Below are 23,920 nucleotides of genomic sequence, written 5' to 3'. Positions count from 1 at the left end.
AAGTATATGTCATTTCCCTTTGATACGCAAGGGTAAATCAAAAAAGTTCACATTTCCTTAAGAAAAATCATGAAAAAAGCTGCGGAAGGTTGACAAAGCCCGCAAAAACAGGGTATACTAGGGACGTTTGGCAGATATGCCCGAATGATGAAAAGGCAGAGACGAAGAGAGTAGAAAAATCTGGAAAGGCCAAGAGAGCCGGGGATGGTGGAAGCCCGGTGCGAGTACGGTTTTTACGAAAATCACTTCTGAGCTGCGGACTGAAGGAAGGGCTTCCGAAAGGCAGGCTGCTTCTTAGGTACCGACGGATTTCCCCCGTTACAGGGAGACGCATGTGTCTGCATGCTGTAATTAGGTGGTATAACGAAAGTCTAAGGCTTCCGTCCTGTTACAGGACGGAAGCCTTTTTATCATCCTGGAGACAGTACTCCGCAAGGATGCATATTCTATAAGGAGGTTATTATGTACGACAAAGTATCAACAAATCTGAATTTCGTAGAACGCGAAAAGGATGTGGAAACATTCTGGAAAGAAAACCACATTTTTGAGAAAAGCATGGAACACCGCAAGGAAGGAGAGACCTATACCTTCTACGACGGGCCGCCTACGGCGAATGGAAAACCCCATATCGGCCATGTACTGACCCGTGTCATCAAGGATATGATTCCCCGTTACCGCACCATGAAGGGATACTATGTTCCGAGAAAGGCCGGCTGGGATACCCATGGACTTCCGGTAGAGCTGGAAGTGGAAAAGGAGCTTGGCCTGGATGGAAAGGAGCAGATCGAGGAATACGGTTTGGATCCATTTATCAAAAAATGTAAGGAAAGCGTGTGGAAATACAAGGGGATGTGGGAGGATTTCTCCAGCACTGTCGGCTTCTGGGCGGATATGGACAACCCCTATGTCACCTATCATGACGATTACATCGAGTCCGAGTGGTGGGCGCTGAAGGAGATCTGGAAGAAAGGGCTTCTCTACAAAGGCTTCAAGATCGTTCCCTACTGCCCGCGCTGCGGCACGCCTCTGTCCAGCCATGAGGTGGCCCAGGGCTATAAGGCTGTAAAGGAGCGCTCTGCCATCGTCCGCTTTCAGGTGAAGGGCGAGAACGCCTATTTCCTGGCATGGACCACGACACCCTGGACGCTGCCCTCCAACGTGGGCCTCTGTGTGAACCCGGAGGATACCTATGTAAAGGTAAAGGCTGCGGACGGCTATGTGTACTACATGGCGGAAGCTCTGCTTGACAAGGTGCTGGGAGAGCTGGCTGAGGAAGGAAAACCGGCATACGAGATCCTGGAGACCTATAAAGGAAAGGAGCTGGAGTATAAGGAATATGAGCCGCTTTTTGCCTGCGCGGGAGCATCTGCCGAGAAGCAGCACAAGAAGGGCTTCTATGTAGTCTGCGACGGCTATGTTTCCATGTCAGACGGTACCGGAATCGTTCATATCGCTCCGGCCTTCGGTGAGGATGACGCCCGTGTCGGCAGAAAATATGAGCTACCCTTCGTACAGTTTGTGGATGGAAAAGGAAATATGACAGAGGAGACTCCTTACGCGGGGCTCTTTGTGAAAAAAGCGGATCCGGAGATCCTGAAGGATCTGGATCAGGAAGGAAAGCTGTTCTCTGCGCCGAAGTTCGAGCATGACTATCCGTTCTGCTGGCGCTGCGACACCCCGCTGATCTACTATGCGCGGGAATCCTGGTTTATCAAGATGACAGCTGTGAAGGAGGATCTGATCCGCAACAACAACACAGTTAACTGGATTCCGGAGAGCATCGGCAAGGGACGCTTCGGAGACTGGCTTGAGAACATTCAGGACTGGGGCATCAGCCGGAACCGTTACTGGGGAACTCCTTTAAATATCTGGGAGTGCTCCGAATGCGGCCATCAGCATTCTATCGGAAGCCGTGAAGAGCTTTACGAGATGAGCGGCGATGAGAAGGCGAAGACCGTGGAGCTCCACCGTCCGTATATTGACGAGATCACGATCAAATGCCCGAAGTGCGGAAAGGATATGCACCGCGTGCCGGAGGTAATTGACTGCTGGTTTGATTCCGGAGCCATGCCGTTCGCACAGCATCACTATCCGTTTGAGAATCAGGATCTGTTCGAGCAGCAGTTCCCGGCCCAGTTCATTTCTGAGGCGGTTGATCAGACAAGAGGCTGGTTCTATTCCCTGATTGCGGAATCTACGCTGCTGTTTAACAAGTCACCTTATGAGAATGTAATCGTGCTGGGCCATGTGCAGGATGAGAACGGACAGAAGATGAGCAAATCCAAGGGAAATGCAGTAGATCCCTTTGACGCACTTGCGACCTACGGCGCGGACGCAATCCGCTGGTATTTCTATGTCAACAGCGCTCCCTGGCTGCCGAACCGTTTCCACGGAAAGGCCGTGACGGAGGGACAGCGCAAGTTCATGGGTACTCTGTGGAATACCTATGCATTCTTTGTACTGTATGCGAACATTGACAATTTTGACGCGACAAAATATGAGCTGAATTACGATTCTCTGAACGTCATGGATAAATGGCTGCTCTCCAAGCTGAACACGGTAGTCGGCGAGGTGGACAGCGATCTGGAAAATTATAAGATTCCGGAGGCCGCAAGAGCCCTGCAGGAGTTCGTGGACGATATGAGCAACTGGTATGTGCGCCGCAGCCGCGAGCGTTTCTGGGCGAAGGGAATGGAGCAGGATAAGATCAATGCGTACATGACCCTGTACACTTCTCTGGTCACCATCAGCAAGGCGGCGGCGCCGATGATTCCGTTTATGACAGAGAGCATCTACCAGAACCTGGTGCGCAGCATTGATAAGAACGCTCCGGAAAGCATCCATCTGTGCGATTTCCCGGAGGTAAAGAAGGAATGGATCGATCTGGAGCTGGAAAGAAATATGGATGAGGTTCTGCGCATCGTCGTGACAGGACGTGCCTGCCGGAACGCCGCCAACATCAAGAACCGTCAGCCTATCGCGCAGATGTACGTGAAGGCGCCCTCCTCGCTTGCCGGCTATTACTGCGATATTATCCGGGACGAGCTGAATGTGAAGGCCGTGGAGTTTACAGACGACGTGCGCGCGTTTACCACCTACAGCTTTAAGCCGCAGCTTAAGACGGTAGGACCGAAGTACGGCAAGTTCCTGAACGGCATCCGTGAGCATCTTTCCTCTATGGACGGCAACAGCGCCATGGACGAGCTGAAAAAAAATGGAAACCTTACATTTGACGTAAATGGCACCACTGTGGTATTATCAGAAGAGGATCTGCTGATCGACATGGCACAGACGGAAGGCTATGTATCAGACGGAGATAATGAGATCACCGTTGTTCTGGATACAAAGCTGACGCCGGAGCTGATCGAGGAAGGCTTTGTGCGCGAGATCATCAGCAAGGTGCAGACCATGCGGAAAGAGGCAGATTTCCAGGTAACCGACAAAATTATTCTTTCCTGCAGCGGAAATGGAAAGATTGAAAAGATCCTGCAGGATCATAAAGAAGAGATTCAGTCGGAGGTCCTGGCTGTGGAAGTAAAGACAGATGAGACGACTGGCTATGTGAAAGACTGGAATATTAACGGGGAAGACGTAACCCTTGGCGTAGAGCGTGCATAACAGGCACGCCTGCGCGGAACACTCAAAATGGCAGACGAGGAGGAAACTGATATGAGCAAGAGACCTTTTGATAAGGAGCTCTTCAAGAGAAGCGTGGTTTACAATGTAAAGACGCTGTACAGAAGAACCATTGAAGAGGCTACCCAGCAGCAGATCTTCAGCGCCGTGGCTCTGGCTACCAAGGATGCGATCATTGACGCCTGGCTGGCTACCCAGGAGCAGATGAAAAAGCAGGATCCGAAGATTGTATATTATATGTCCATGGAGTTCCTGATGGGACGCGCGCTGGGCAATAACCTGATTAATCTGACCTATTATGACGAGGTAAAGGAAGCTTTGGAGGAGCTGGGCTGTGATCTGAACGTGATCGAGGATCAGGAGCCGGACGCAGCGCTTGGAAACGGAGGCCTGGGAAGGCTGGCAGCCTGTTTCCTGGACTCCCTGGCAACTCTGGGCTATGCAGCCTATGGCTGTGGGATCCGTTACCGCTACGGCATGTTCAAGCAGAAAATCGAGGATGGCTATCAGGTAGAGGTTCCGGATGAGTGGCTGAAAAACGGCAATCCCTTTGAGCTTCGCCGTCCGGAGTACGCAAAGATTGTAAAATTCGGCGGTTATGTAGATATTGAGGTAGACGAGAGAGGAAAGAGCCATTTCATTCAGAAGGGCTATCAGAGCGTGCGCGCGGTTCCCTGCGATCTGCCCATCGTAGGCTATGGCAACAACGTGGTAGATACCCTGCGTATCTGGGATGCGGAAGCCATGAATTCCTTCCGTCTGGACGCCTTTGATAAGGGCGATTACCAGAAGGCAGTGGAGGAAGAGAACCTTGCGAAGCTTCTGGTGGAGGTGCTCTATCCCAATGATAACCATATGGCAGGCAAGGAGCTGCGCTTAAAGCAGCAGTATTTCTTCATTTCTGCCAGCGTGCAGGCTGCGGTTGACCGCTACAAGAGAGAGCACAGCGATATCCGCAAATTCTATGAGAAGGCCACCTTCCAGCTGAATGATACCCATCCGACCGTAGCGGTGGCAGAGCTGATGCGTGTGCTGGTGGACGAGGAAGGCCTGGAGTGGGACGAGGCATGGGATGTGACCACAAAGACCTGCGCTTACACGAACCATACCATTATGGCAGAGGCTCTGGAGAAGTGGCCCATCGAGCTGTTCTCCCGCCTGCTTCCGCGTATCTATCAGATCATTGAGGAGATCAACCGCCGTTTCGTGATTGAGATCCAGAAGAAATATCCGGGTGATCAGGAGAAGATCCGCAAGATGGCGATCATCTACGACGGACAGGTAAAGATGGCTCACCTGGCTATCGCTGCCGGCTACTCTGTAAACGGTGTGGCAAGGCTTCACACAGAGATCCTGAAGCATCAGGAGCTGAAGGATTTCTACCAGATGATGCCGGAGAAATTCAACAATAAGACCAACGGCATCACACAGCGCCGCTTCCTGCTTCACGGAAATCCGCTGCTGGCTGACTGGGTAACCGCGCACATCGGTGACGAGTGGATCACCGACCTGTCTCAGATCTCCAAGCTCAAGATCTATGCGGATGATGAGAAGGCTCAGCGGGAGTTTATGAATATCAAGTATCAGAACAAGGTCCGCCTTGCAAAATATATCCAGGAGCACAATGGCATTACCGTGGATCCGCGCTCTATCTTTGACGTACAGGTGAAGCGTCTCCACGAGTATAAGCGCCAGCTTCTGAACATTCTGCATGTGATGTATCTGTATAATCAGATCAAAGAGCATCCGGATATGCCCTTCTATCCGAGAACCTTCATTTTCGGAGCGAAGGCTGCGGCAGGCTACCGCAGGGCAAAGCTGACGATCAAGCTGATCAATTCTGTGGCAGATGTGATCAACAACGACGCTTCTATCAATGGAAAGCTGAAGGTAGTCTTTATCGAGGATTACCGCGTGTCCAACGCAGAGTTGATCTTTGCGGCAGCTGATGTATCCGAGCAGATTTCCACAGCCAGCAAGGAGGCTTCCGGTACCGGAAATATGAAGTTCATGCTGAACGGAGCGCTGACCATTGGAACCATGGACGGAGCTACTGTGGAAATGGTAGAGGAGATGGGCGAGGAGAATGCCTTTATCTTCGGCCTGAGCTCAGATGAGGTCATTAACTACGAACAGAACGGCGGCTACAATCCGATGGATATCTTCAACAGCGATCAGGAAATCCGCCATGTCCTGATGCAGCTGATCAATGGCTATTATGCGCCTCAGGATCCGGAGATGTTCCGGGATCTTTACGATTCTCTGCTGAACACAAAGAGCAGTGACCGCGCGGATACCTACTTCATTCTGAAGGACTTCCGTTCCTATGCGGAGGCTCATAAGCGCGTAGAAGAGGCGTACCGTGACGAAAAGGGCTGGGCGAAAAAGGCTATCTGGAATACGGCCTGCAGCGGCAAGTTCTCCTCTGACCGTACGATTCAGGAGTATGTAGATGAGATTTGGCACCTGGATAAAATGACGGTAAGTCTTCCGCAGGAGTCTGCTTCTTCCAAATAATTGGATCTGGGGGCAGAAAAAAGCGGATTACAGCGAACCGAAAAAAGAGATAGGCGTAAAAGCTTACGTCTATCTCTTTTTTTGCGTTCATAGATTGTAGAATGAAGGAAAAAATAAAAACAGGAATTTCAGTACTGATCATTTTAATGCTGCTTCCCTACGTGGCCGCCGTATTCCGTACCGGGAGCATGAGAGGGACGGAAAGCATGGCGCAGGAGAGGAGCCTGGAAGATTTTGTGGCGGAGATTCTGCCCTCCCAGATGCCTGTCCACTATGAGGAGGAAGCGCTCAAGGCCCAGGCAGTCGTTATCCGTACGAACCTGCTTTCCAAGGCTGCAGATTTTTATGGCTCCGGAACCCTGGCAGAGGCGTCTGCGGCTGTTCAGGAAACCGATCTGAAACAGCTGGGCTTTTCTTTTTATGACCAGGAGGAGCAGATAGCGCTCTGGGGTTTTGAGAACTGGGAGCGCTATACGGAGAAATGCAGGGAGGCCGCTGAAGAGACGGCAGGCCAGGTGCTGGCATTCCAGAATGGGGATGCTCAGGCGGAGGAACAGCCGGGACAGCTGTCTGGCGGGGCGGCAGAGCCGCAGCTGCCTGATGATTTGCCTTATCATGCAGTCAGTGCAGGCCGGACCAGGGGCGGAAGCGTACTGGGAGAGAGCTATTCCTGGCTGGAGTCTGCAGAGTGCCCTGAGGATCTGCAGTCTTCAGACTACCTGAAAATAGAGACTCTTGATCTGCAGGAGACGCCGGAGATTCTGGCCCGGGATGAAGCAGGCTACGTGACAGAGGTGCGTATGGGTGCACAGATTCTGGGAGGCGAGGAATTCCGCAGCCTGTATGGCCTGAATTCCAGCTGCTTTACGGCTGAACAGACAGAAAAAGGGGTTCGCATTGTCACAAAGGGCCTGGGACACGGTCTGGGCCTGAGCATGTACCAGGCGAACCTGCAGGCGATCGAGGGCAAGAATTATCAGGAAATTCTGCAATATTTTTATAAAAACCTGGAGTGTATAAGCTACTCTTAAACTGGCTATCCTAGAGATAGCGGCAGGTAACTGTTCGGGAAGGATGAGCAGTGACAGCAGCACAGAAAATGTGTGGAAAACAGTGTAGAGGTGAAGCTTATGACAGTAAAGAGAAAGAAAAAGGGCGGTTTTTCCAGCGGAAGAACCGTTACGATCGCTTTCAGTCTGTGCCTTCTCGCGGTCGTGACGATGATCGGCATGTATTCGGTGGGAAAGTCGGACCAGCAGCAAAAGGAACTGGAGCAGAAGGTGGCGGAAGCGGAGGAAGAAGCGAAGGCGCGCGAGCAGGCCCGGGCAGAGGCGGACGCAAGGGAAGCACAGGAGGAGGCAGAGGAAGAGCAGCAGGAAGAGGCTGCGCAGGAGGCGGCCTCCGGCTCTGCGTCCCGTGATAAGGAAGGAGAAGCCCTTGCAGATGCAAAGAGCACAGAGGGCCAGGAAACAGCTGCCATAGATGGAGCAGAGCTGGAAAGTGAGTTTGCAGAGGCAGATCCGGATCCTTCCGGAACAGGAGAGACCGTAATTCTGGATGAGGCGCAGGAGGCAGCTTCCGCAGACGCGGTTTCCGAGGAGCCGGAGCTTTCCTTTTCGGCAGAAACGGATCATCTGCTCTGGCCTGTAGCCGGCAATGTTATTATGGATTACAGCATGGACAAGACTGTTTATTTTACGACTCTGGATCAGTATAAATACAACCCTGCCATTATTATTCAGGGGAGTCTGGATGAAAATGTAATGAGCGCAGCTCCGGGAAAAATCACCAAGATCGAGACTCTGGAAGAGACAGGCATGACAGTCACGATGGACATCGGAGATGGATATGAGATTATCTATGGCCAGCTCAAGGAGCTTCCTGTGAAAGAAGGGGATTATCTGAAGGCCGGAGAGACCGTGGGATATGTCAGTGAGCCTACCCGTTATTACACGAAGGAAGGCTGCAACGTCTATTTCGAGGTCAGAAAGGATGGAGAGAGCATCGATCCTATGGCTCTTCTTCAATAATGGATAAATCAGCAGTATGAGAAGCGATAAGCCGTTCCTTCTGGGGGCGGCTTAATTTTTTGATGGCAGCTTCCCTTTTCATGGCTTCCTCTTTGCTGTCAAAGCACTCATAGTACACGAGCGAAACAGGAAGATGGGCGCGCGTGTATTTGGCTCCCCGTCCCTGGCTGTGGTCTTCCAGGCGTTTTTTCAGGTTGTTCGTCCATCCGGTGTAGTAAGAGCCATCGCCGCACCGCAGGATATAGGTGTAATTCATAAAAGCCCCCTCCGCAGTCTATGATAAAATGAGCGCAAGCGAGCCTGCGGGAGCTTGCTCACGCGAGGCGGGCGGTGAATGGCGCTCACAGGCTGCGCCTGTGATATATTATACGCAGAGAGAGTTTGCCTGTAAAGAGCAGGATTGTTCTGGAAGCTATTCAAAAATACCCTCCGGAGGCTTCCGGAGGGCTTACGCTTCTGAGGCTGTCCGGGTCCGGATATCCGGACTCAGACGGGCAGCGGCATAGGCGCCACAAATACATACATAACAATAAAGTGGCAGATGCTTCCGGCCATGACAAACAGATGAAAGATTTCATGGGAGCCGAAGTTTTTATGGCGGGCATTAAAAATCGGAAGCTTCAGCGCGTAGATAATGCCGCCTACGGTATAGATGACGCCGCCGGCCAGGAGCCATCCGAAGGCTGCCGGGGAAAGGGCGTTCAAAAGCTGGGTGAAAGCCAGTACGCACAGCCAGCCCATGGCGATGTATAATATAGAAGAAAACCATTTCGGGCAGGTCACCCAGAAGGCTTTCAGGAGAATTCCAGCCAGGGCCACGGCCCATACAAGTGCGCAGAGGGTATATCCGGTGCGGCCTCCGAGAACAATCAGGCAGACCGGCGTATAGGAACCGGCAATCAGCACAAAGATCATACAGTGATCTATCTTGCGGAGAATGCGGTTCGTGCGTTTTGAGAGATTCAGCGTGTGATAGGTGGTGCTTGCCGCGTACAGCAGAATCATGCTTACGATAAAAATGGCCAGCGAGATGAGATGTACCTTATCCGGGTTGCGGGCGGCGCGTATCAGAAGCGGAGTCGCCGCAAAGGCAGCCATCAGCATGCCGATAAAATGTGTAATGGCGCTTCCCGGATCCTTGATTTCAAATTTCATAATGTTCTCCTCCTTTTCGAAAAAGTCTTATATACTTTTATATATAGTATTAAAAACTATGTTATATTGTATTCATATTATACCTGGCTGTTTCGAATGTCAAGGAGATTTAGAAAAAGATAAGAAAAAGGAGTGAACCTTGAGGTTCACTCCTCTTTCCTGATGTATCAAGTGTTATTTAGCCGAAGTATCTCTTCAGAAGACCCTCAAATGCGCGGCCATGACGAGCCTCGTCGCGTGCCATCTCATGTACGGTGTCATGAATCGCATCCAGGTTCGCAGCCTTAGCGCGCTTTGCAAGGTCGAACTTGCCTGCGGTAGCGCCGTTCTCAGCAGCAACTCTCATCTCCAGATTCTTCTTGGTGCTGTCGGTAACAACCTCGCCCAGAAGCTCTGCAAACTTAGCAGCATGCTCAGCCTCTTCCCAGGCAGCCTTCTCCCAGTACAGGCCGATCTCCGGATATCCCTCTCTGTGAGCTACTCTTGCCATAGCCAGGTACATACCTACCTCAGAGCACTCTCCGTTGAAGTTTGCTCTCAGATCCTCAAGAATGTCCTCGCTAACGCCCTGTGCTACGCCTACTACGTGCTCAGCTGCCCAGCTGAGGCCTTCGCTCTGCTCCTTGAACTTGTCCGGGCCTACGCCGCACTGAGGACATTTCTCCGGTGCGCTCTCGCCTTCCCATACATAACCACATACTGTACATACCCATGTCTTCATAATGATAGTCTCCTTTTCTTTTTGATATAGAATTTAATTAGTAATTGCTAAAAACAGTAATGATTCCTGTTACTGATATTAATGTATCACAGATCTTTGATTTCGTCAAGCACTATTTCTATATTATGAAATAAAATTCTTTTACCAGTTTCTTTTCCTGTGAATAGACCAGGCTGTTTGCTGTTTATTTGAGAGCTTTTTCATAAGACAGCCTGGCAGAAAGCTTCCGGCAAGCCGTCTCCTGCATTTAACATTTAACCTGCGCAGTCAGAGCAAATTCCATAGTATAGAACAGAGTGGCCGTCGATAATACCCGGAAAGCTTTCCTGGGCCTGCTTGTCGATCGCGCTTTCGTCTTTCAGATGAATGTCGAGAAGAGAATGGCACTTCCGGCAGAGAAAGTGGGAGTGGGGTTCCGTATGACCGTCGAAGCGATCGGGGCCGTCCGTCGTGATTTTAATAACCTCGCCCAGTTCAGTCAGAAGAGAAAGATTGCGGTATACGGTTCCCAGGCTGATATTCGGAAATTCCTCGCGTACATGCAGATAGATGGTATCGGCAGTCGGATGGTCGTACCGGGACAGCAGAAACCGCTTGATAGATTCCCTCTGACGGCTGTATTTTAATGTTGCCATAAAAACATCCTTTCACATTGCAATAATAATAACAGTTATCATTTCTTATATTTTATTCAGAAATGCTTTTGTTGTCAATAGAAAAAGTTTACATGGAAATAACAAAGGCTTATTCAAAAAGAATCCTAAAGAGTGGACAGAAACGGTTGACAAGCGCATAGCATACTGTTATAATTCTTTCATAAGTCTTAACAAATTTGTAATATTTAAGTCCGAGAGTTCAGGACTGTACGGAGGATGAGAACGATATGCACAGATTTACGGCGGTATGCCTGGCCGGAGCGTTCTGCTTTCTGATAAGCGGAAGCAGGGCAGAGGCAAGCAATCTTCTGCCGGCGGCGGAGGAAGGAATCGCTTCTGTTATGACGGAGGCCTATGAGGCAGACCCGGAAGCGGATCAAAAGGTACTGGAGGAGATGACGCCTTCTGAATATGACGGAATCTGCATTGCGCAGGTAAATGATTATGTGAACGTCAGAAGCGAACCGAATGAGGAGAGCGAGATACTCGGAAAGCTTTATGATAATTCTGCCGGAACTATCGAGGAAGAGACAGATGGATGGTATAAAATTACTTCCGGAAGCGTGACAGGATATGTGAAGGCTGATTACGTAGTTACAGGTGATGAAGCGGAAGCGCTTGCCGCAGAGGTAGGCGAGAGAGTCGCTACGGTTACGACCCAGACTCTTCGCGTCAGAACAGACGCCAGCACAGATGCCAGCGTTCTGGGACTGATTGGAGAAGGCGAGGAGCTGACTGTTACAAACGAGCAGGACGGCTGGGTTCAGGTCTCCATCGAGGAAGGAGACGGATGGGTATCTACCGATTATGTAGATCTGAGAACTGATTTTGTACAGGCGGAATCCAAAGAAGAGGAGGAGGCGCGCCTGGCAGAAGAGGAAGCGGCGAAGGAAGAAGGAAGAAGAAGAGCGGCTGAGGTGGAGGCCAAGGCAAACAGCTCTTCCGAAAGCTCTACTCAGACGGTAGTAGGAAGCGGCTCCGGCAGCAGCAGCGGAAACGCAGTTGTAAGCTTTGCCAGCCAGTTTGTCGGCAATCCGTATGTATATGGCGGCACAAGCCTGACGAATGGAGCAGATTGTTCCGGATTTGTCATGAGCGTATACGCGAACTTCGGTGTAAGCCTGCCCCATTCCTCCAGTGCTATGAGAAGCGTAGGATATGAGGTAAGTCTGGCGGACGCACAGCCGGGAGATATTATCTGCTACAGCGGCCACGTGGCTATCTACTGTGGAAACAATACAATTGTTCACGCAAGCACAGCGGCTACCGGCATCAAGTACACATCTCCGGCAAATTACAGAAACGTAATCTGTGTAAGAAGAATCTTTTAATATATTTGAAAAAACATATCGTAATGTGCAGCAGGAGCCGAAAGGCTCCTGCTTTTTTCGCGCCGGAAAAGAGATGGTATTTTTTGAAAATAGCGTATTATTGTCAGACACGCAAAAAAACAAAAAGGATGGAATAAAATACCAACACTGCATTTTGCACAAACTTTTAATGAAGTTTACAAATTTTTAACCAAAAAGAGTGGATAACTGAAAAGTTATCCACATCTTATCCAAAGAAAAAAGCCGGGAAAGAAAGTTATCAACGAAGTTATCCACTTTATCCACATTTTTGAATGTGTAAAAGACCGGTTTACATAGTATTTATCGAAACGAATGTTTTGTACAGATTGAATAAATTGCAGGAAAAGGATTCAAATCGTAAAAATTTCCTTGACAAGTACAATGTCGAAAATTAAAAGAAATTATCTGAAAAAACAGGCAAAACAGCTGTTCTTTGCAGGGCTTCAGGAAGGTCCGCACGGCGGAACAGCGATCAGCTTGTATATCGGATTTCCCTTCGAAGAAAACCTTTCCTCATATTCCGTCATAATATTTCCCTCATTCATCCGGGAATCCTGGTGGAGATTTCTCGTACAGCCCAGAAGTGTCCATCCGGCCTCCTCCACGCTTTCCAGGGAAAAGTCAAAGAGTGTTTCGTTGTCCGTCTTGAATTCTACCCGTCCGTCTGAAGCCAGAACAGCCGCGTAGCGCTTCAGATACTCTGTAGAGGTCAGCCGGCGCCTTGCGTGGCGGGCTTTCGGCCAGGGATCGGAAAAATTCAGATAAATCAGGTCTACCTCTCCGGGGGCGAAAAACTGCTCCAGCTCTGAGGCGTCTTCGCACAGAAAATACAGATTTGGCAGAGGCTCCTCCTCCATCTTCTGGATGGCGCGCAGCAGAACGCTGCTGTAGCGCTCGATACCGATATAATTAATGTGAGGATTCTGCGCTGCCAGCTCCATCAGAAAGCGGCCCTTTCCCATGCCGATTTCTATGTGGACAGCCCCCTCATTTCCAAACAATTCACGCCAGGCTCCCCGGCGCTCCTTTGCATCATGGATGACAAAGGGACTTGAGGCCACAGCCTCCTCCGCTCCTTTGATATGCTTCAGTCTCACTCGTCTACTCCTTTAATACGAAATTTACTTTATTTTATGGGGCTCGGAACAGCTTCCAGGGCCGCATTTTCTTCATTGTATATAAATCTAAAAAAAAAATCAAGAAAATATAAAAAAAGTACTTGCATTTTTGAAAACGATACAGTATAATAACTTTTGCGTTGAGGACAACGGCAAAGAAACAAAAGAAAATATGCGCGATTAGCTCAGCTGGCAGAGCACCTGACTCTTAATCAGGGTGTCCAGGGTTCGAACCCCTGATCGCGCACGCAGGGCACTGTTTTTGCGACATGGAGCGCGGGGGCGGTGCTTTTTTCTGTCCTTTTTCAGGAAAGATTCTTCCAATACAGAGTAATGTAGAAAACTATTGTAATTTGAAAAGAAGTCGGCTATACTTTTGGATAGACTGCAGCAGGCGATATGCCGCGCTGCCGAATTCAGGAGGAAATAAAAAAATGAAGCTGATGATCGTGATTGTGCAGGAGCAGGATTTTGATGCTCTGGCAAGACTGTTGATCAGAAACCGAATCCGGGCGACAAAATTCAAAACAGAGGGACTGTATTCCAGCAGGACCAACATTACATTGCTTATCTGTGTGGAGGCGGAGCGCGAGGAGGAAATCCTGGATTATATCCGCCAGAGCTGTACGGAGCGCGAGGAAGAGTGCAAGGTATGGGAGTATAATGGAAATGTGATGATTGAGACGGAGCGTACTCTGAAAATTGGCGGAGCGACGATCTTTATCTCTGATGTGAATAAGTCTTTGAAATTCTAAAGTTCCAAAAATAAAATGTCATTTTAAAATGACAATTACCGGCTCCATGTCTGCGGAGCCGGTAAGCATACTGTCATAATGAAAAAAATTTCTTGTATTATCCATATAATTAATATAAAATATGTACTATAAATGAGGCAAAGTAATAGTGAAAGTAGTACCGCGGCCAGGTGAAGAGCTGATGTCGATGTCTCCGTAATGGGCTTTGATGATCTTCTGGGTAATGGCGAGGCCAAGTCCGGTTCCGGTCGTTTTATAGGAGGTAAAAGGCATAAAAATTGTTTCCAGCGCCTCGGGCGCTATGCCGCAGCCGTCGTCAGACACCCGGATAATGATTTGATCGAGGTACTTTCTGGCAGAGAGGGATACACATCCATCTTCGCCCGTAGATTCGAAGGCGTTTTTGAGCAGGTTCAGAAATGCCTGTTTTAGCTTTATGGGGTTGCCGAAGATCGGCGGAAGCTGAGCCGGCAGATGAACGGAAAAATTCTTTTTATTGGTAAGGATATAGGGCTGCAGGCTTTCTTCCAAAGCAAGGAATACCTCCTTCAGATCGACTTCGCACATAAAAAAGCGGCGTTCATCGCTGTATGCCGCAAGGTCGTCCAGAAGCTGGTTCAGGTATTCCACATCCTCCAGCGTCTGGGACCAGAATGGAAAGTCTTTGACCTCTGGATGAGTCCTTTCTATAAGCTGAAGAGAGCTGTTAATCAGGGTCAGTGGATTGCGTATTTCATGCGTCATTTTTGCGATTGTGAAATTGATGTCTTCCATGTTCGTATCACTCCTGTACCTGATTTTAACATGGGAGGAATAAATTTACAACACAGAACAATTCGGCAAAATACGACAAAATATAAAGATTTTTTCAGGAGGAGAAGTGTGATGAAAGAAAATAACTGTATCTTTTGTAAAATCGCGGATGGCGAGATCCCTTCAGCGACGATCTATGAGGATGAAGAGTTCCGTGCTTTTCTGGATCTGAATCCGGCGTCCCGGGGTCATGCGCTGATAGTGCCGAAAGAGCATTTCGCAAATCTTTTTGAGATGGACGAGGAGCATCTGAAAAAGCTCATCGTGCTTGCTCAGAGGATTGGGAAACATATGAAAGAAAAATTGGGATGTGACGGATTGAACCTGGTGCAGAATAATGGAGAGGCGGCCGGGCAGACCGTATTTCATTTTCATCTGCATCTGATTCCGCGGTATAAGGACGACGGCGTGGGAATCACCTGGAAACCGGGCAGCCTCACTCCTGAGGATAAGGAAGAGCTGACGGCTCTTTTGTCCCAGGATCTGCCCCGGGAGTAGGAATGGTGAATACAGAAGATAAATTTCAGGAAATTTATGAAGAGTATAAAAATCTGGTTTTGAAAAGCGTCTATGATATGACCGGAGATTTTCATCTTGCGCAGGATATCTGTCAGGAAACATTTCTGAGACTGCATGGGTATCAGGACAATATTATTGTTTCAAAGGTGAAGGGCTGGCTTCTGGTTGTTTCCTCACATCTGGTTTACGACTACATGAAAAAGGCGAGCAGCCGCAGAGAGATTCTGACAGACGGTTCCCGCGACTCCGACACGGGTGTGATAGACGATCAGGCGTCCATTTATCTGGAACAGGCAGAACAGAAACAGCTGTGCGGCAGCATGCTGAGAGCTCTGCGCGAAAAGAATGAGGATTGGTACGAGGTTCTGATGCTTGTGGAATATCTTGGAGTTCCGAGAAAGGTCGTAGCCAGAAAGCGCGGCGTTTCATTGAGTACGATAGACAACTATCTCCGGAAAAGCAAGAAATGGATGAAAGCGAATTTCCAGAAGGAATACGAAGAATTTTAGAAGCTTTGAATTTAGAAAGGGAACGCAGGAAGCGCATTCCCTTTCCGGTTTGGATGAGCGTTTTTCACGAACGGCTGGCGGCCTCTTCGATCAGGCTGATAATGGTTTCGATAGAATCTGTCTGTTTGCTTGCGGCCATGGCGGAGGACAATTCAGCCCGGTTTTCGTAGAGAGACCGGACTGCGTCAAAAAGGGAATCCGGAGTGATTTTTTCTTCCTCCAGCACCATGCTGAAGCCCTGTTTTTCAAAGGAGCGGGCGTTTAGTATCTGATCGCCGCGGCTGGAGGCTGCCGGAAGCGGAATCAGAAGGCTCGGCTTTCTCAGCGCCAGCAGCTCGCAGATAGCGTTGGCTCCCGCTCTGGAAACCACAATGTCTGAGAGAGCGAACAGATCCTTCAGTTCGCCCTTGATATATTCATATTGAACATAACCGGACAGACCGTTCAGGGAAGGATCTATCTTGTCTTTACCACAGAGGTGAATGACATGGAAATCCTTCAGAAGCTGCGGAAGAATGCTGCGGACAGCTTCGTTGACTGCAGCGGCTCCCAGGCTGCCTCCCATGACGAGGATGACAGGTTTATCCGGAGACAGGCCTGTGAACTTCAGGGCCCGGACAGGATCCCCCTTCAGAAGCTCCTGGCGGATCGGAGAACCGGTCAGCACGGCCTTGTCAGCCGGGAGATACTGGAGTGTCTCAGGGAAATTGCAGCAGACCTTCCAGGCCGACGGGATGCAGAGCTTATTTGCCAGGCCCGGGGTCAGATCGGACTCGTGCAGGATGACCGGGACATGAAAATGCCTGGCGGCCAGCACGACAGGAACAGACACAAAGCCGCCCTTGGAAAACAGCACATCCGGTTTCAGCTGTTTGATGATGCGTCTGGCTTCCCCGTAGCCTTTCAGAACCTTAAACGGATCTGTAAAGTTTTTGGGATCAAAATAACGGCGCAGCTTTCCGGAGGAAATGCCGTAATAAGGAATTTGAAGCTCTTCAATCAGCTTTTTTTCTATACCATTGTAGGAGCCCATATATGAGATCTCATAGCCGAGCTCCCGCAGCCTTGGAAGCAGAGCAATATTGGGAGTGACATGTCCGGCAGTGCCGCCGCCGGTCAGAAGTATTCGTTTCAAAGATTCCACCTCCATGATAAACAGTCAGTTTTATTATGTTTATTATGATAGGTTCTGATTGGTCTGTCAATTCATATTGAAAGAAAATAAGAGGAAGAAAATGAGGGAAAATAAATTCCGCAGATGGATAAAAAAAGAAATCGAGACAGAAGCCGAAGCGTTGGAACAACAGGTTGAGGCAAATGAAGAGCTCTCTTCGGTTCGCATGCCTGACGACTCCTATGCGGATCTGATGAAACGAATCGAGGCCAGAGAAAAAAGCAGCGCGGCTCCGGCTCCGAAGGCTTTTCATATCCGCCGCCGTACGCTTCTTGCGGTTGCCCTTGTGGCAATTTTGCTGGCTGCTGTTGGCGTGGGAGCCAGTGGTGAGAGGCTCTTTTCTCCGACGGTGGAGAGCCGGATGGAGGATGGGGAGTATAATGTAGAAATATTCATTGGCGGTGAGGAAATTTATCTGGAAGTCACAGAGGAAGAGGCTTATGAAGAGATTGAAGAAAGGCTGGGAATTTTGGCACTGAGGCTTGGTTATAAGCCGCAGGGGATGGAAATGGAAAATGTTTATATAGATGAAAATATGGGTGAGGCGCTGATGGAGTTCAGCTATGACGAACATATTTTAAAAATTTATGAAAACAAACAGGGAGACGAAGCAGCCTTTGATACGCAATTTGATGGAAAGATAGTTGATGTTGTTAGAACATTTTATTACAATGAAGAAATCAATATTTTGGAGATAGAGAATGATGAAAAAAGTTTCTTTTATGCGGTAGAGATAGCGCGGGGAAATGCATATTATTGTATTACTTCTAGCTTAGACATAAAAGGATTGAAAGAAATATTGCAGGAAATCTATTTTGAAAATGTGTGATTTTTTAGTTTCTATTCGTATTTTTATTGTAGTTGCTAATTTCAAAATTTATATGAAAGGAGGGAGGTAATGAGAAATATCAAGAAAGTGGTAGTAGATATCATGTGCATTGCGCTGGGAATTTGCCTTTGGAATACTCAGGTATTGACAAGTAGGGCGGAAGAGGTGTCAGTGCCTGGATACCATGAATATATCACTACAGAAGATGAAGCGATTGACAATTGGTTTGGAATAGCAAGAGGGACCTATCTGCAAAGTGGAACTAGCGGGATAAAGAAAGCTGGGACTGGGAAGGTAAGCGTTTCCGGTACGACAAATGCCCATTCTGTCTGTGACTATGTCAAAGTTGGTGTGTATCTGGATGAAAGTACCAATGGCGGAAGTAGCTTTGGAACTATTGGTGTGTATCATTTTGAGAAACAGAATGCATCATCCTGTCATGGCAGCGAGGCTAATATCAGCGTAACTTCTGGTAGATGGTATTGCGCGCGCGGTGTGCATAGCGTCACAGAAGGTTCCACAACAGAAACGAGCAGCACGCAAACCCGTGCTTTGAAAGCATCCTGATCCCGCCATCCATACCCCACCGGGATCAAATCACCTAAAAGCAACAGCAAAACCAAAAGACAACTGAATATGGTATAAAAAAATCCTTATATAAGGTAACACACACTTGATAAAAAACTATTAACAAAACACTCAACACACCTTTTCAAAGTTCTGAAAAGAACTCAGAAAAACCGGCAGGGCGTTATATCCCTGCCGGTTTTTCTGTTCCGGAAAGAATATGAAAAAGAGAGAAAAGAAAGGGCGGAAATGCAGAAACCCGAAATGGGTTGAAATTATATGGAACTGTTGGTAAAATAATTGGAAACGGATGAAAACAGCCAAATGGCGCCCGGGAGAGGCATTTGGCTTACAGCTTACGGGAATGAATGCGGAAAGTGAGGTTGAGGACGGATATGGGAAGAACAGGCATCATCGGAGCGATGGAAGAGGAAATTATTCTTTTGAAAGAAAAGATGGAGATAGAGGTTGTAGTGAAGAAGGCGTCTATGGAGTTTTATCAGGGACGCCTGAACAGTCATGAGGTCGTGCTGGTGCGGAGCGGAATCGGAAAGGTGAACGCAGGGCTGTGCGCTCAGATACTGGTGGATGTGTTCAATGTGAACCGGCTGATCAATACGGGAATCGCGGGTTCCCTGAAAGCGGAGATTGACATCGGAGATATTGTGATTTCTTCTGATGCGGTGCAGCATGATATGGATGCCAGAGCCTTTGGATATGCAAGGGGAGAGATTCCGCGCATGGACACGCTCAGCTTTCCGGCAGATGAGGAGCTGATTGCGCTGGCGAAGGCGGCATGTGAAGAGGTGAATCCGGAGATTCATGCATTTGTGGGCCGGATTGTGACAGGCGATCAGTTTGTGGCGGGACGTGAGATAAAGGAAGAGATCGCCTCCTGGACGGAAGGCTGCTGCACGGAGATGGAAGGAGCGGCTATCGCGCAGGCAGCTTATCTGAATAAGGTGCCGTTTGTGATTGTGCGGGCTATTTCGGATAAGGCAGACGACAGCGCGTCGATGGATTATCCGGAATTTGAAAAGAAGGCGATCGAGCACAGTGTGAAGCTGGTAGAGAATTTTGTATCCCGGATTCCGGAAGACGCGTTTTAAGACTGGCGTCGTGACGCAGGACGGGAAGGTCTCCAGGGGAGAGGCTGCGGGAATAAAAAAGGAAAAAGCAGGAATGAGCAGGCATTTTGTCAGAGTGGGACGTATTCTGACAGGCGCCTGCTCTTTTTATCTGTTCCGGGCAGGCGTATAATGGAAGCAGGATCCGGAGCCGGCGGGACTGCCGTCCGGGAAGGAAAATCAGGACAAGCGGGGAGGAATTGGAATGTTTCGGGTGTTTATCATAGCAGCCTGGGCGGTATTGCTGGTGATTCTGCTTTATCTGTGGGCTGATGTCCGGGAAATTTCCGGGATTGTAAAGGAAAGTAAAAGAGAGCTTTTAAGGAGCAATCTGAGTGTGAGAGCGGCGGAGAGCTATCCGAATTTTCAGGAAGAGAGGGACGCGGAGGAAGGGCAGAAGGCAGAGGCGGCGGAAGAAAAATCTGAGAAGCCTCCGTTGAGCGCATCGGAGGAACGGGTGCTGGACGAGGTGCTGACGGAATTTTTGGGCTGAACTTATGGTTTTTGCTGTCTTTTCGCTCAGAATTTTTGGACTGGAACTTGATCCGTATGGCAGCATTTGCTAGAATGAAAGCATAGGCGGCATAAGCCAGCGCAAAGAAAGGAAGAAAACAAAAATGAGCAATAAGATTTCATTTGACTATTCCAAAGCACTGAACGTAATTGGCGAGGACGAGATTCGAAGCATGCAGGCGATTGCGGAGAACGCAAAGGAGCTTCTGGTATCCGGCAAGGGAGCTGGAAATGATTTCATCGGCTGGATTGATCTTCCGGTGAATTACGACAAGGAAGAGTTTGCGCGCATCCAGAAGGCGGCGGACAAGATTCGCGAGGATTCTGAGCTTCTGCTGGTAATCGGTATCGGAGGATCCTATCTGGGAGCCAGAGCGGCGATTGATTTCCTGAAGCACAGCTTCTACAATGTGGTATCCAAAGAAGTGCGCAAGGCGCCGGAGATTTATTTTGTAGGAAACAGTATCAGCAGCAAATATATCAAAGACCTGATCGATGTGATTGGGGACAGGGACTTTTCCATCAATGTAATCTCCAAGTCCGGAACAACCACGGAGCCCGCCATTGCATTCCGTATCTTCAAGGAAATGCTGGAGAAGAAGTATGGCGAGGCTGAGGCTGCGAAGAGAATTTACGCGACGACGGACAAGGCGAGAGGAGCCCTGAAGAAGCTGGCAGATGAGAAGGGATATGAGTCCTTCGTGATCCCGGACAATGTAGGCGGACGCTTCTCTGTGACGACTGCAGTAGGCCTGCTTCCCATCGCAGTGAGCGGAGCAGATATTCAGAAGCTGATGGAAGGAACGGCAGCAGCCAGAGAAGAGGCCCTGAACGCTCCCTTTGCGGAGAACAGCGCGCTTCAGTATGCGGCGATCCGCAACATCCTGCTTCGCAAGGGCAAGCTCATTGAGGTACTGGCAAACTATGAGCCGAGCCTGCATTACGTGTCGGAATGGTGGAAGCAGCTCTATGGAGAGAGCGAGGGCAAGGATCAGAAGGGAATCTTCCCGGCTTCCGTAGATCTCTCTACCGATCTTCATTCTATGGGACAGACGATCCAGGACGGACCGCGCAACATGTTTGAGACGGTACTGAATGTGGAGGAGAGCCCGGCAGAGGTGACGATTCAGGAGGAGCCGGTGGATCTGGACGGCCTGAATTATCTTGCCGGAAAGACTGTTGACTTTGTGAATAAGAACGCGATGAACGGAACGGTTCTGGCTCATACAGACGGAAACGTACCGAATCTGCGCATCAATATCCCGTGCCAGGACGAGTACTGCCTGGGCCAGCTCTTCTACTTCTTTGAGTTCGCGGTAGGCGTAAGCGGATATATTCTGGGCGTAAATCCGTTCAATCAGCCTGGCGTGGAGGCTTACAAGAAGAATATGTTTGCCCTGCTTGGAAAGCCCGGCTATGAGAAGGAGCGCGAGGAGCTTCTGAAGAGACTGTAAGCTATGGAATTACACATTGTTTATGAGGATGAGCACCTGCTGGTTTTGTACAAGCCAGCGGGTGTTCCCGTTCAGAGCGCCCGTGTGGGCGTAAAAGACTGCGAAAGTCTGGTAAAAAATTATCTGCACGCCAAAAATCCCGGCAAGGGAGCGCCGTACCTCGGGATTGTACACCGCCTTGACCAGCCTGTGGAGGGACTGGTCGTATTTGCGCTGACGCCGAAGGCGGCAGCGGGCTTAAGCCGGCAGTCGGCGGAGAGAAGGATGGAAAAGACCTATCTGGCTGTCCGCCATATTGTGGATAACCTTGGTGTGGATATCTCAAATAGTCAGAATCCATGTGGAAAACCCCCTGAAAATGTGGAAAAGAAGGTGGAAAACTGGGTAAAACGCGTGGATTACCTGTGTAAAAATGGAAAGGAAAACCGTTCTGAGATTGTTCCGCCCTCCCATTCAGGGGCGAAAAAGGCGGTTTTGTTTTACAGGATCCTGGAGCGGTCAGGAGACTGGGAGCTGGTAGAAATCAGGCTGGAGACGGGACGGCACCATCAAATCCGTGTGCAGATGGCCGGTATGGGAACGCCCCTTGCCGGAGATCGGAAATACGGACCGGCCCATGTCGAAAACTGTGTGGATAATGTGGACAACTCCTTTCCGGCTCTGTGTGCATATCGGCTTAAGTTTACGCATCCCATCAGCGGAAAATGTATGAAATTTGAGATAAAACCACAAAATCCTGTGTTTTCCACTTTTTTATCCACAAAATAGCGAGTTATCCACATGGTAATCCACTTTCTTCTGCCGCAGCATGTATAGAACTGGCTGCGGCTGGATGAATGTAGCAGGGTAAAATCTCCTGATTTGCGCATACTACCTCTGAATTCATGATGTGCCTGAGACGAGATATATTTACCCTAAGTTGATAAGGGCATACACGCCTCCAGCGGTCTGCTCCCGGTATTTTCTGCGTCACCGTCAATCGGCGTACGTCCAGTACGCCTCATTCCGTTTCCTTGAAAATACCGGGAGCAGACCTACTGGAGGTCGAAGAGTCAGGCAGCGGCTGTTTCGGCGTCCTGCAAGGCGCATGAACGACGCGTACTGGACGTACGCGGAGCGAAAAGCAACGCAGCAGGACGCCGAAACAGCCCTGTCCTGACCGTGTATACCCTTGTCAACTTAGGGTAAGGCCCGGGAAATGAATTCGGAGACGGACCAGAAGGAGAGGCTGCCCATGGATCAGATAAGAAAGAATCAGGTATTGTGGAAAAAAATCGGAATCATAGCAGGCGTTTACCTGGGAATGAAGTACCTGGTGCCTCTTTTGGTTCCGTTTTTTGTTGCGGCCCTTCTGGTATGCTGGTGCTGGCCATGGCTTAGCTGGATTCACCGGCGCCTTCATATGAAGCCTCCGGTTGTGATGGCGGTGATTCTGATTCTTGCGGCGGCGCTTCTGGCAGCAGGAGGCGTCTGGCTTGGGAAAGGAATCGGAAGCCTGATTGAATGGCTGGCAGAAAGGTTTGGGAATCCTGGTGAGACGGAGCGTATTCTCTATGAATGCTGTGATGGAATCAGTGAGCTGATGCATCTGGATGCCGAGAATGTGCGTGTCTTTGTGACAGAGCAGCTGAATGTGTTCCGGGATCACGCCAGGCAGAATATTCTTCCCGGGGCTTTCGGCGGCTCCTGGGAGTTTCTGAAGAGCGCGGGCTCCTGGGGAGCGGCCCTTCTGGTAACAGGAGTCGCTGTACTTCTGATGGCCTCAGACTTTGAAAAAATCCACGCAATGGGAAAAAAATGGCCTCTATATGAACCTATCGTATCCGTGATCCGGGGAATTCTGCGATCGGTAGGCGGGTATCTGCGGGCGCAGTGCATAATCATGGGTCTTGTCATGCTGCTCTGCATAGCTGGCATCTGGCTGTCCGGCACGGTGTCGAACCCTGTTTTGGCGGGGATCGGCGTCGGCTTCCTTGACGCCCTGCCTGTGTTCGGGACAGGAACTGTGTTTCTCCCCTGGGCGCTGGTTCTCCTGTTCATTCAGAAAAATTATTCTGCGGCTCTGATTTTGGCGGTCACATACGGAATCTGCGTCCTGACGAGGGAGCTTCTGGAGCCTAAGCTGATAGGAGGAAGGCTTGGCATTCTTCCTATTGTCATTTTGGCCAGCGTGTACGCAGGCGTAAAGCTCTATGGCTTCGGCGGAATTCTTCTCGGTCCTCTTTCCGTGCTCCTGATTCAGGAGCTCTGGCGGCAGGTGGACGCAGCGGCGGCAGAGGGCTTAAGCGGAACGCGGGAACTGTGAGTAGAATGCAGAGAAAGCGGAACGCGGGAACTGTGAGTAGAATGCAGAGAAAGCGGAGCGCGGGAATTGTGAGAAAGACGCAGAGAAAGCGGTATGCAGGAATCACGGGAATTATAGAGAAGTCTTGACAAAGCCTGTGCCGGGGCGATAGAATAACTAGAAGATACGCC

General features: G+C 49.6%; 22 protein-coding genes and 1 tRNA gene. 16 read left to right on the top strand and 7 right to left on the bottom strand.

Annotated features, from left to right (window positions below):
• The first annotated feature begins 462 nt into the window (after positions 1-462).
• The 4 genes from ileS (at position 463) to B5E77_RS04640 (ending at position 8,183) form a co-directional block, all read left to right on the top strand.
• Positions 463-3,618, top strand: coding sequence for an isoleucine--tRNA ligase (gene ileS, locus B5E77_RS04655; protein WP_087164209.1), 3,156 nt, complete (start codon positions 463-465; stop codon positions 3,616-3,618).
• 51 nt (positions 3,619-3,669) lie between these two features.
• Complete coding sequence (locus B5E77_RS04650; RefSeq protein WP_087164208.1) at positions 3,670-6,153, top strand: glycogen/starch/alpha-glucan phosphorylase; 2,484 nt, start codon at positions 3,670-3,672, stop codon at positions 6,151-6,153.
• A gap of 206 nt (positions 6,154-6,359) precedes the next feature.
• Positions 6,360-7,184: a SpoIID/LytB domain-containing protein gene (locus B5E77_RS04645; RefSeq protein ID WP_162609645.1), complete on the top strand. Its 825-nt coding sequence runs from the start codon at positions 6,360-6,362 to the stop codon at positions 7,182-7,184.
• Between the two features lie 99 nt (positions 7,185-7,283).
• Positions 7,284-8,183: a murein hydrolase activator EnvC family protein gene (locus B5E77_RS04640; RefSeq protein WP_162609644.1), complete on the top strand. Its 900-nt coding sequence runs from the start codon at positions 7,284-7,286 to the stop codon at positions 8,181-8,183.
• Here the strand turns inward: B5E77_RS04640 and B5E77_RS04635 are convergent.
• From B5E77_RS04635 to B5E77_RS04620, 4 genes are all read right to left on the bottom strand, one after another.
• On the bottom strand, positions 8,164-8,439 hold the full coding sequence (locus tag B5E77_RS04635) for a GIY-YIG nuclease family protein (RefSeq protein WP_087164205.1): 276 nt from the start codon (positions 8,437-8,439) through the stop codon (positions 8,164-8,166). The genes B5E77_RS04640 and B5E77_RS04635 overlap by 20 nt on opposite strands.
• A 230-nt stretch (positions 8,440-8,669) precedes the next feature.
• Positions 8,670-9,338 (bottom strand): PAQR family membrane homeostasis protein TrhA, encoded by a 669-nt coding sequence (gene trhA / locus B5E77_RS04630; RefSeq protein ID WP_087164204.1) that lies wholly within the window; start codon positions 9,336-9,338, stop codon positions 8,670-8,672.
• A 178-nt stretch (positions 9,339-9,516) separates the two neighbouring features.
• The gene (locus tag B5E77_RS04625; protein WP_087164203.1) at positions 9,517-10,059 is read right to left on the bottom strand and encodes an NADH peroxidase; all 543 of its coding nucleotides are present in this window, start codon (positions 10,057-10,059) and stop codon (positions 9,517-9,519) included.
• A 254-nt stretch (positions 10,060-10,313) separates the two neighbouring features.
• Positions 10,314-10,694: a Fur family transcriptional regulator gene (locus B5E77_RS04620; protein ID WP_087164202.1), complete on the bottom strand. Its 381-nt coding sequence runs from the start codon at positions 10,692-10,694 to the stop codon at positions 10,314-10,316.
• 248 nt (positions 10,695-10,942) lie between these two features.
• On the opposite strand from B5E77_RS04620, the gene B5E77_RS04615 reads away from it, so the two are divergent.
• Positions 10,943-12,046 (top strand): C40 family peptidase, encoded by a 1,104-nt coding sequence (locus B5E77_RS04615; protein WP_087164201.1) that lies wholly within the window; start codon positions 10,943-10,945, stop codon positions 12,044-12,046.
• 464 nt (positions 12,047-12,510) lie between these two features.
• On the opposite strand, the gene trmB is transcribed toward B5E77_RS04615, so the two are convergent.
• Positions 12,511-13,164 carry a tRNA (guanosine(46)-N7)-methyltransferase TrmB gene (gene trmB, locus B5E77_RS04610; protein WP_087164200.1) on the bottom strand — a complete coding sequence of 218 codons (654 nt, stop codon included), beginning with the start codon at positions 13,162-13,164 and terminating at the stop codon, positions 12,511-12,513.
• A 195-nt stretch (positions 13,165-13,359) separates the two neighbouring features.
• Between trmB and B5E77_RS04605 the strand changes: the two genes are divergently transcribed.
• Positions 13,360-13,432 (top strand) — tRNA-Lys (locus tag B5E77_RS04605).
• A 187-nt stretch (positions 13,433-13,619) separates the two neighbouring features.
• Positions 13,620-13,940: a cyclic-di-AMP receptor gene (locus B5E77_RS04600; RefSeq protein WP_162609643.1), complete on the top strand. Its 321-nt coding sequence runs from the start codon at positions 13,620-13,622 to the stop codon at positions 13,938-13,940.
• A gap of 126 nt (positions 13,941-14,066) precedes the next feature.
• Here the strand turns inward: B5E77_RS04600 and B5E77_RS04595 are convergent, their stop codons facing one another.
• A complete protein-coding gene (locus B5E77_RS04595) occupies positions 14,067-14,714 on the bottom strand; it encodes a sensor histidine kinase (RefSeq protein WP_087164198.1) in 648 nt (215 codons plus the stop codon).
• 111 nt (positions 14,715-14,825) lie between these two features.
• Here B5E77_RS04595 and B5E77_RS04590 point away from each other — a divergent pair, with 111 nt between their 5' ends.
• Complete coding sequence (locus tag B5E77_RS04590; protein WP_087164197.1) at positions 14,826-15,251, top strand: HIT family protein; 426 nt, start codon at positions 14,826-14,828, stop codon at positions 15,249-15,251.
• Positions 15,252-15,253: 2 nt separating this feature from the next.
• Positions 15,254-15,781 carry an RNA polymerase sigma factor gene (locus B5E77_RS04585; RefSeq protein ID WP_087164196.1) on the top strand — a complete coding sequence of 176 codons (528 nt, stop codon included), beginning with the start codon at positions 15,254-15,256 and terminating at the stop codon, positions 15,779-15,781.
• Positions 15,782-15,845: 64 nt separating this feature from the next.
• On the opposite strand, the gene B5E77_RS04580 is transcribed toward B5E77_RS04585, so the two are convergent.
• Positions 15,846-16,916 carry an undecaprenyldiphospho-muramoylpentapeptide beta-N-acetylglucosaminyltransferase gene (locus B5E77_RS04580; protein ID WP_087164195.1) on the bottom strand — a complete coding sequence of 357 codons (1,071 nt, stop codon included), beginning with the start codon at positions 16,914-16,916 and terminating at the stop codon, positions 15,846-15,848.
• A gap of 325 nt (positions 16,917-17,241) precedes the next feature.
• Here B5E77_RS04580 and B5E77_RS04575 point away from each other — a divergent pair, with 325 nt between their 5' ends.
• The 7 genes from B5E77_RS04575 (at position 17,242) to B5E77_RS04545 (ending at position 23,750) form a co-directional block, all read left to right on the top strand.
• Entirely contained in the window at positions 17,242-17,784 is a 543-nt protein-coding gene (locus B5E77_RS04575) for a DUF4367 domain-containing protein (protein WP_162609642.1), read from the top strand.
• A 69-nt stretch (positions 17,785-17,853) separates the two neighbouring features.
• Positions 17,854-18,351, top strand: a complete 498-nt coding sequence (locus B5E77_RS04570; RefSeq protein ID WP_087164193.1) for a DUF6147 family protein — start codon at positions 17,854-17,856, stop codon at positions 18,349-18,351.
• A gap of 395 nt (positions 18,352-18,746) precedes the next feature.
• A complete protein-coding gene (locus B5E77_RS04565) occupies positions 18,747-19,460 on the top strand; it encodes a 5'-methylthioadenosine/adenosylhomocysteine nucleosidase (protein ID WP_087164192.1) in 714 nt (237 codons plus the stop codon).
• A 223-nt stretch (positions 19,461-19,683) separates the two neighbouring features.
• The gene (locus B5E77_RS04560; RefSeq protein ID WP_087164191.1) at positions 19,684-19,971 is read left to right on the top strand and encodes a hypothetical protein; all 288 of its coding nucleotides are present in this window, start codon (positions 19,684-19,686) and stop codon (positions 19,969-19,971) included.
• Between the two features lie 124 nt (positions 19,972-20,095).
• Positions 20,096-21,445 (top strand): glucose-6-phosphate isomerase, encoded by a 1,350-nt coding sequence (locus B5E77_RS04555; RefSeq protein WP_087164190.1) that lies wholly within the window; start codon positions 20,096-20,098, stop codon positions 21,443-21,445.
• A 3-nt stretch (positions 21,446-21,448) separates the two neighbouring features.
• Positions 21,449-22,213, top strand: a complete 765-nt coding sequence (locus tag B5E77_RS04550) for an RluA family pseudouridine synthase (protein WP_087164189.1) — start codon at positions 21,449-21,451, stop codon at positions 22,211-22,213.
• A 466-nt stretch (positions 22,214-22,679) separates the two neighbouring features.
• Positions 22,680-23,750 (top strand): AI-2E family transporter, encoded by a 1,071-nt coding sequence (locus tag B5E77_RS04545; protein WP_162609641.1) that lies wholly within the window; start codon positions 22,680-22,682, stop codon positions 23,748-23,750.
• Positions 23,751-23,920: the final 170 nt, after the last annotated feature.

The sequence above is a fragment of the Lachnoclostridium sp. An131 genome (assembly GCF_002160825.1).
Taxonomy (GTDB): domain Bacteria; phylum Bacillota; class Clostridia; order Lachnospirales; family Lachnospiraceae; genus Laedolimicola.
This window is presented reverse-complemented; position numbering and strand designations above follow the sequence as displayed.

Coding starts and splice junctions, on each gene's coding strand:
- ileS (WP_087164209.1), top strand. CDS start 463: ATGTACGACAAAGTATCAACAAATCTGAATTTCGTAGAACGCGAAAAG.
- B5E77_RS04650 (WP_087164208.1), top strand. CDS start 3,670: ATGAGCAAGAGACCTTTTGATAAGGAGCTCTTCAAGAGAAGCGTGGTT.
- B5E77_RS04645 (WP_162609645.1), top strand. CDS start 6,360: ATGGCGCAGGAGAGGAGCCTGGAAGATTTTGTGGCGGAGATTCTGCCC.
- B5E77_RS04640 (WP_162609644.1), top strand. CDS start 7,284: ATGACAGTAAAGAGAAAGAAAAAGGGCGGTTTTTCCAGCGGAAGAACC.
- B5E77_RS04635 (WP_087164205.1), bottom strand. CDS start 8,439: ATGAATTACACCTATATCCTGCGGTGCGGCGATGGCTCTTACTACACC.
- trhA (WP_087164204.1), bottom strand. CDS start 9,338: ATGAAATTTGAAATCAAGGATCCGGGAAGCGCCATTACACATTTTATC.
- B5E77_RS04625 (WP_087164203.1), bottom strand. CDS start 10,059: ATGAAGACATGGGTATGTACAGTATGTGGTTATGTATGGGAAGGCGAG.
- B5E77_RS04620 (WP_087164202.1), bottom strand. CDS start 10,694: ATGGCAACATTAAAATACAGCCGTCAGAGGGAATCTATCAAGCGGTTT.
- B5E77_RS04615 (WP_087164201.1), top strand. CDS start 10,943: ATGCACAGATTTACGGCGGTATGCCTGGCCGGAGCGTTCTGCTTTCTG.
- B5E77_RS04600 (WP_162609643.1), top strand. CDS start 13,620: ATGAAGCTGATGATCGTGATTGTGCAGGAGCAGGATTTTGATGCTCTG.
- B5E77_RS04595 (WP_087164198.1), bottom strand. CDS start 14,714: ATGGAAGACATCAATTTCACAATCGCAAAAATGACGCATGAAATACGC.
- B5E77_RS04590 (WP_087164197.1), top strand. CDS start 14,826: ATGAAAGAAAATAACTGTATCTTTTGTAAAATCGCGGATGGCGAGATC.
- B5E77_RS04585 (WP_087164196.1), top strand. CDS start 15,254: ATGGTGAATACAGAAGATAAATTTCAGGAAATTTATGAAGAGTATAAA.
- B5E77_RS04570 (WP_087164193.1), top strand. CDS start 17,854: ATGAGAAATATCAAGAAAGTGGTAGTAGATATCATGTGCATTGCGCTG.
- B5E77_RS04565 (WP_087164192.1), top strand. CDS start 18,747: ATGGGAAGAACAGGCATCATCGGAGCGATGGAAGAGGAAATTATTCTT.
- B5E77_RS04560 (WP_087164191.1), top strand. CDS start 19,684: ATGTTTCGGGTGTTTATCATAGCAGCCTGGGCGGTATTGCTGGTGATT.
- B5E77_RS04555 (WP_087164190.1), top strand. CDS start 20,096: ATGAGCAATAAGATTTCATTTGACTATTCCAAAGCACTGAACGTAATT.
- B5E77_RS04550 (WP_087164189.1), top strand. CDS start 21,449: ATGGAATTACACATTGTTTATGAGGATGAGCACCTGCTGGTTTTGTAC.
- B5E77_RS04545 (WP_162609641.1), top strand. CDS start 22,680: ATGGATCAGATAAGAAAGAATCAGGTATTGTGGAAAAAAATCGGAATC.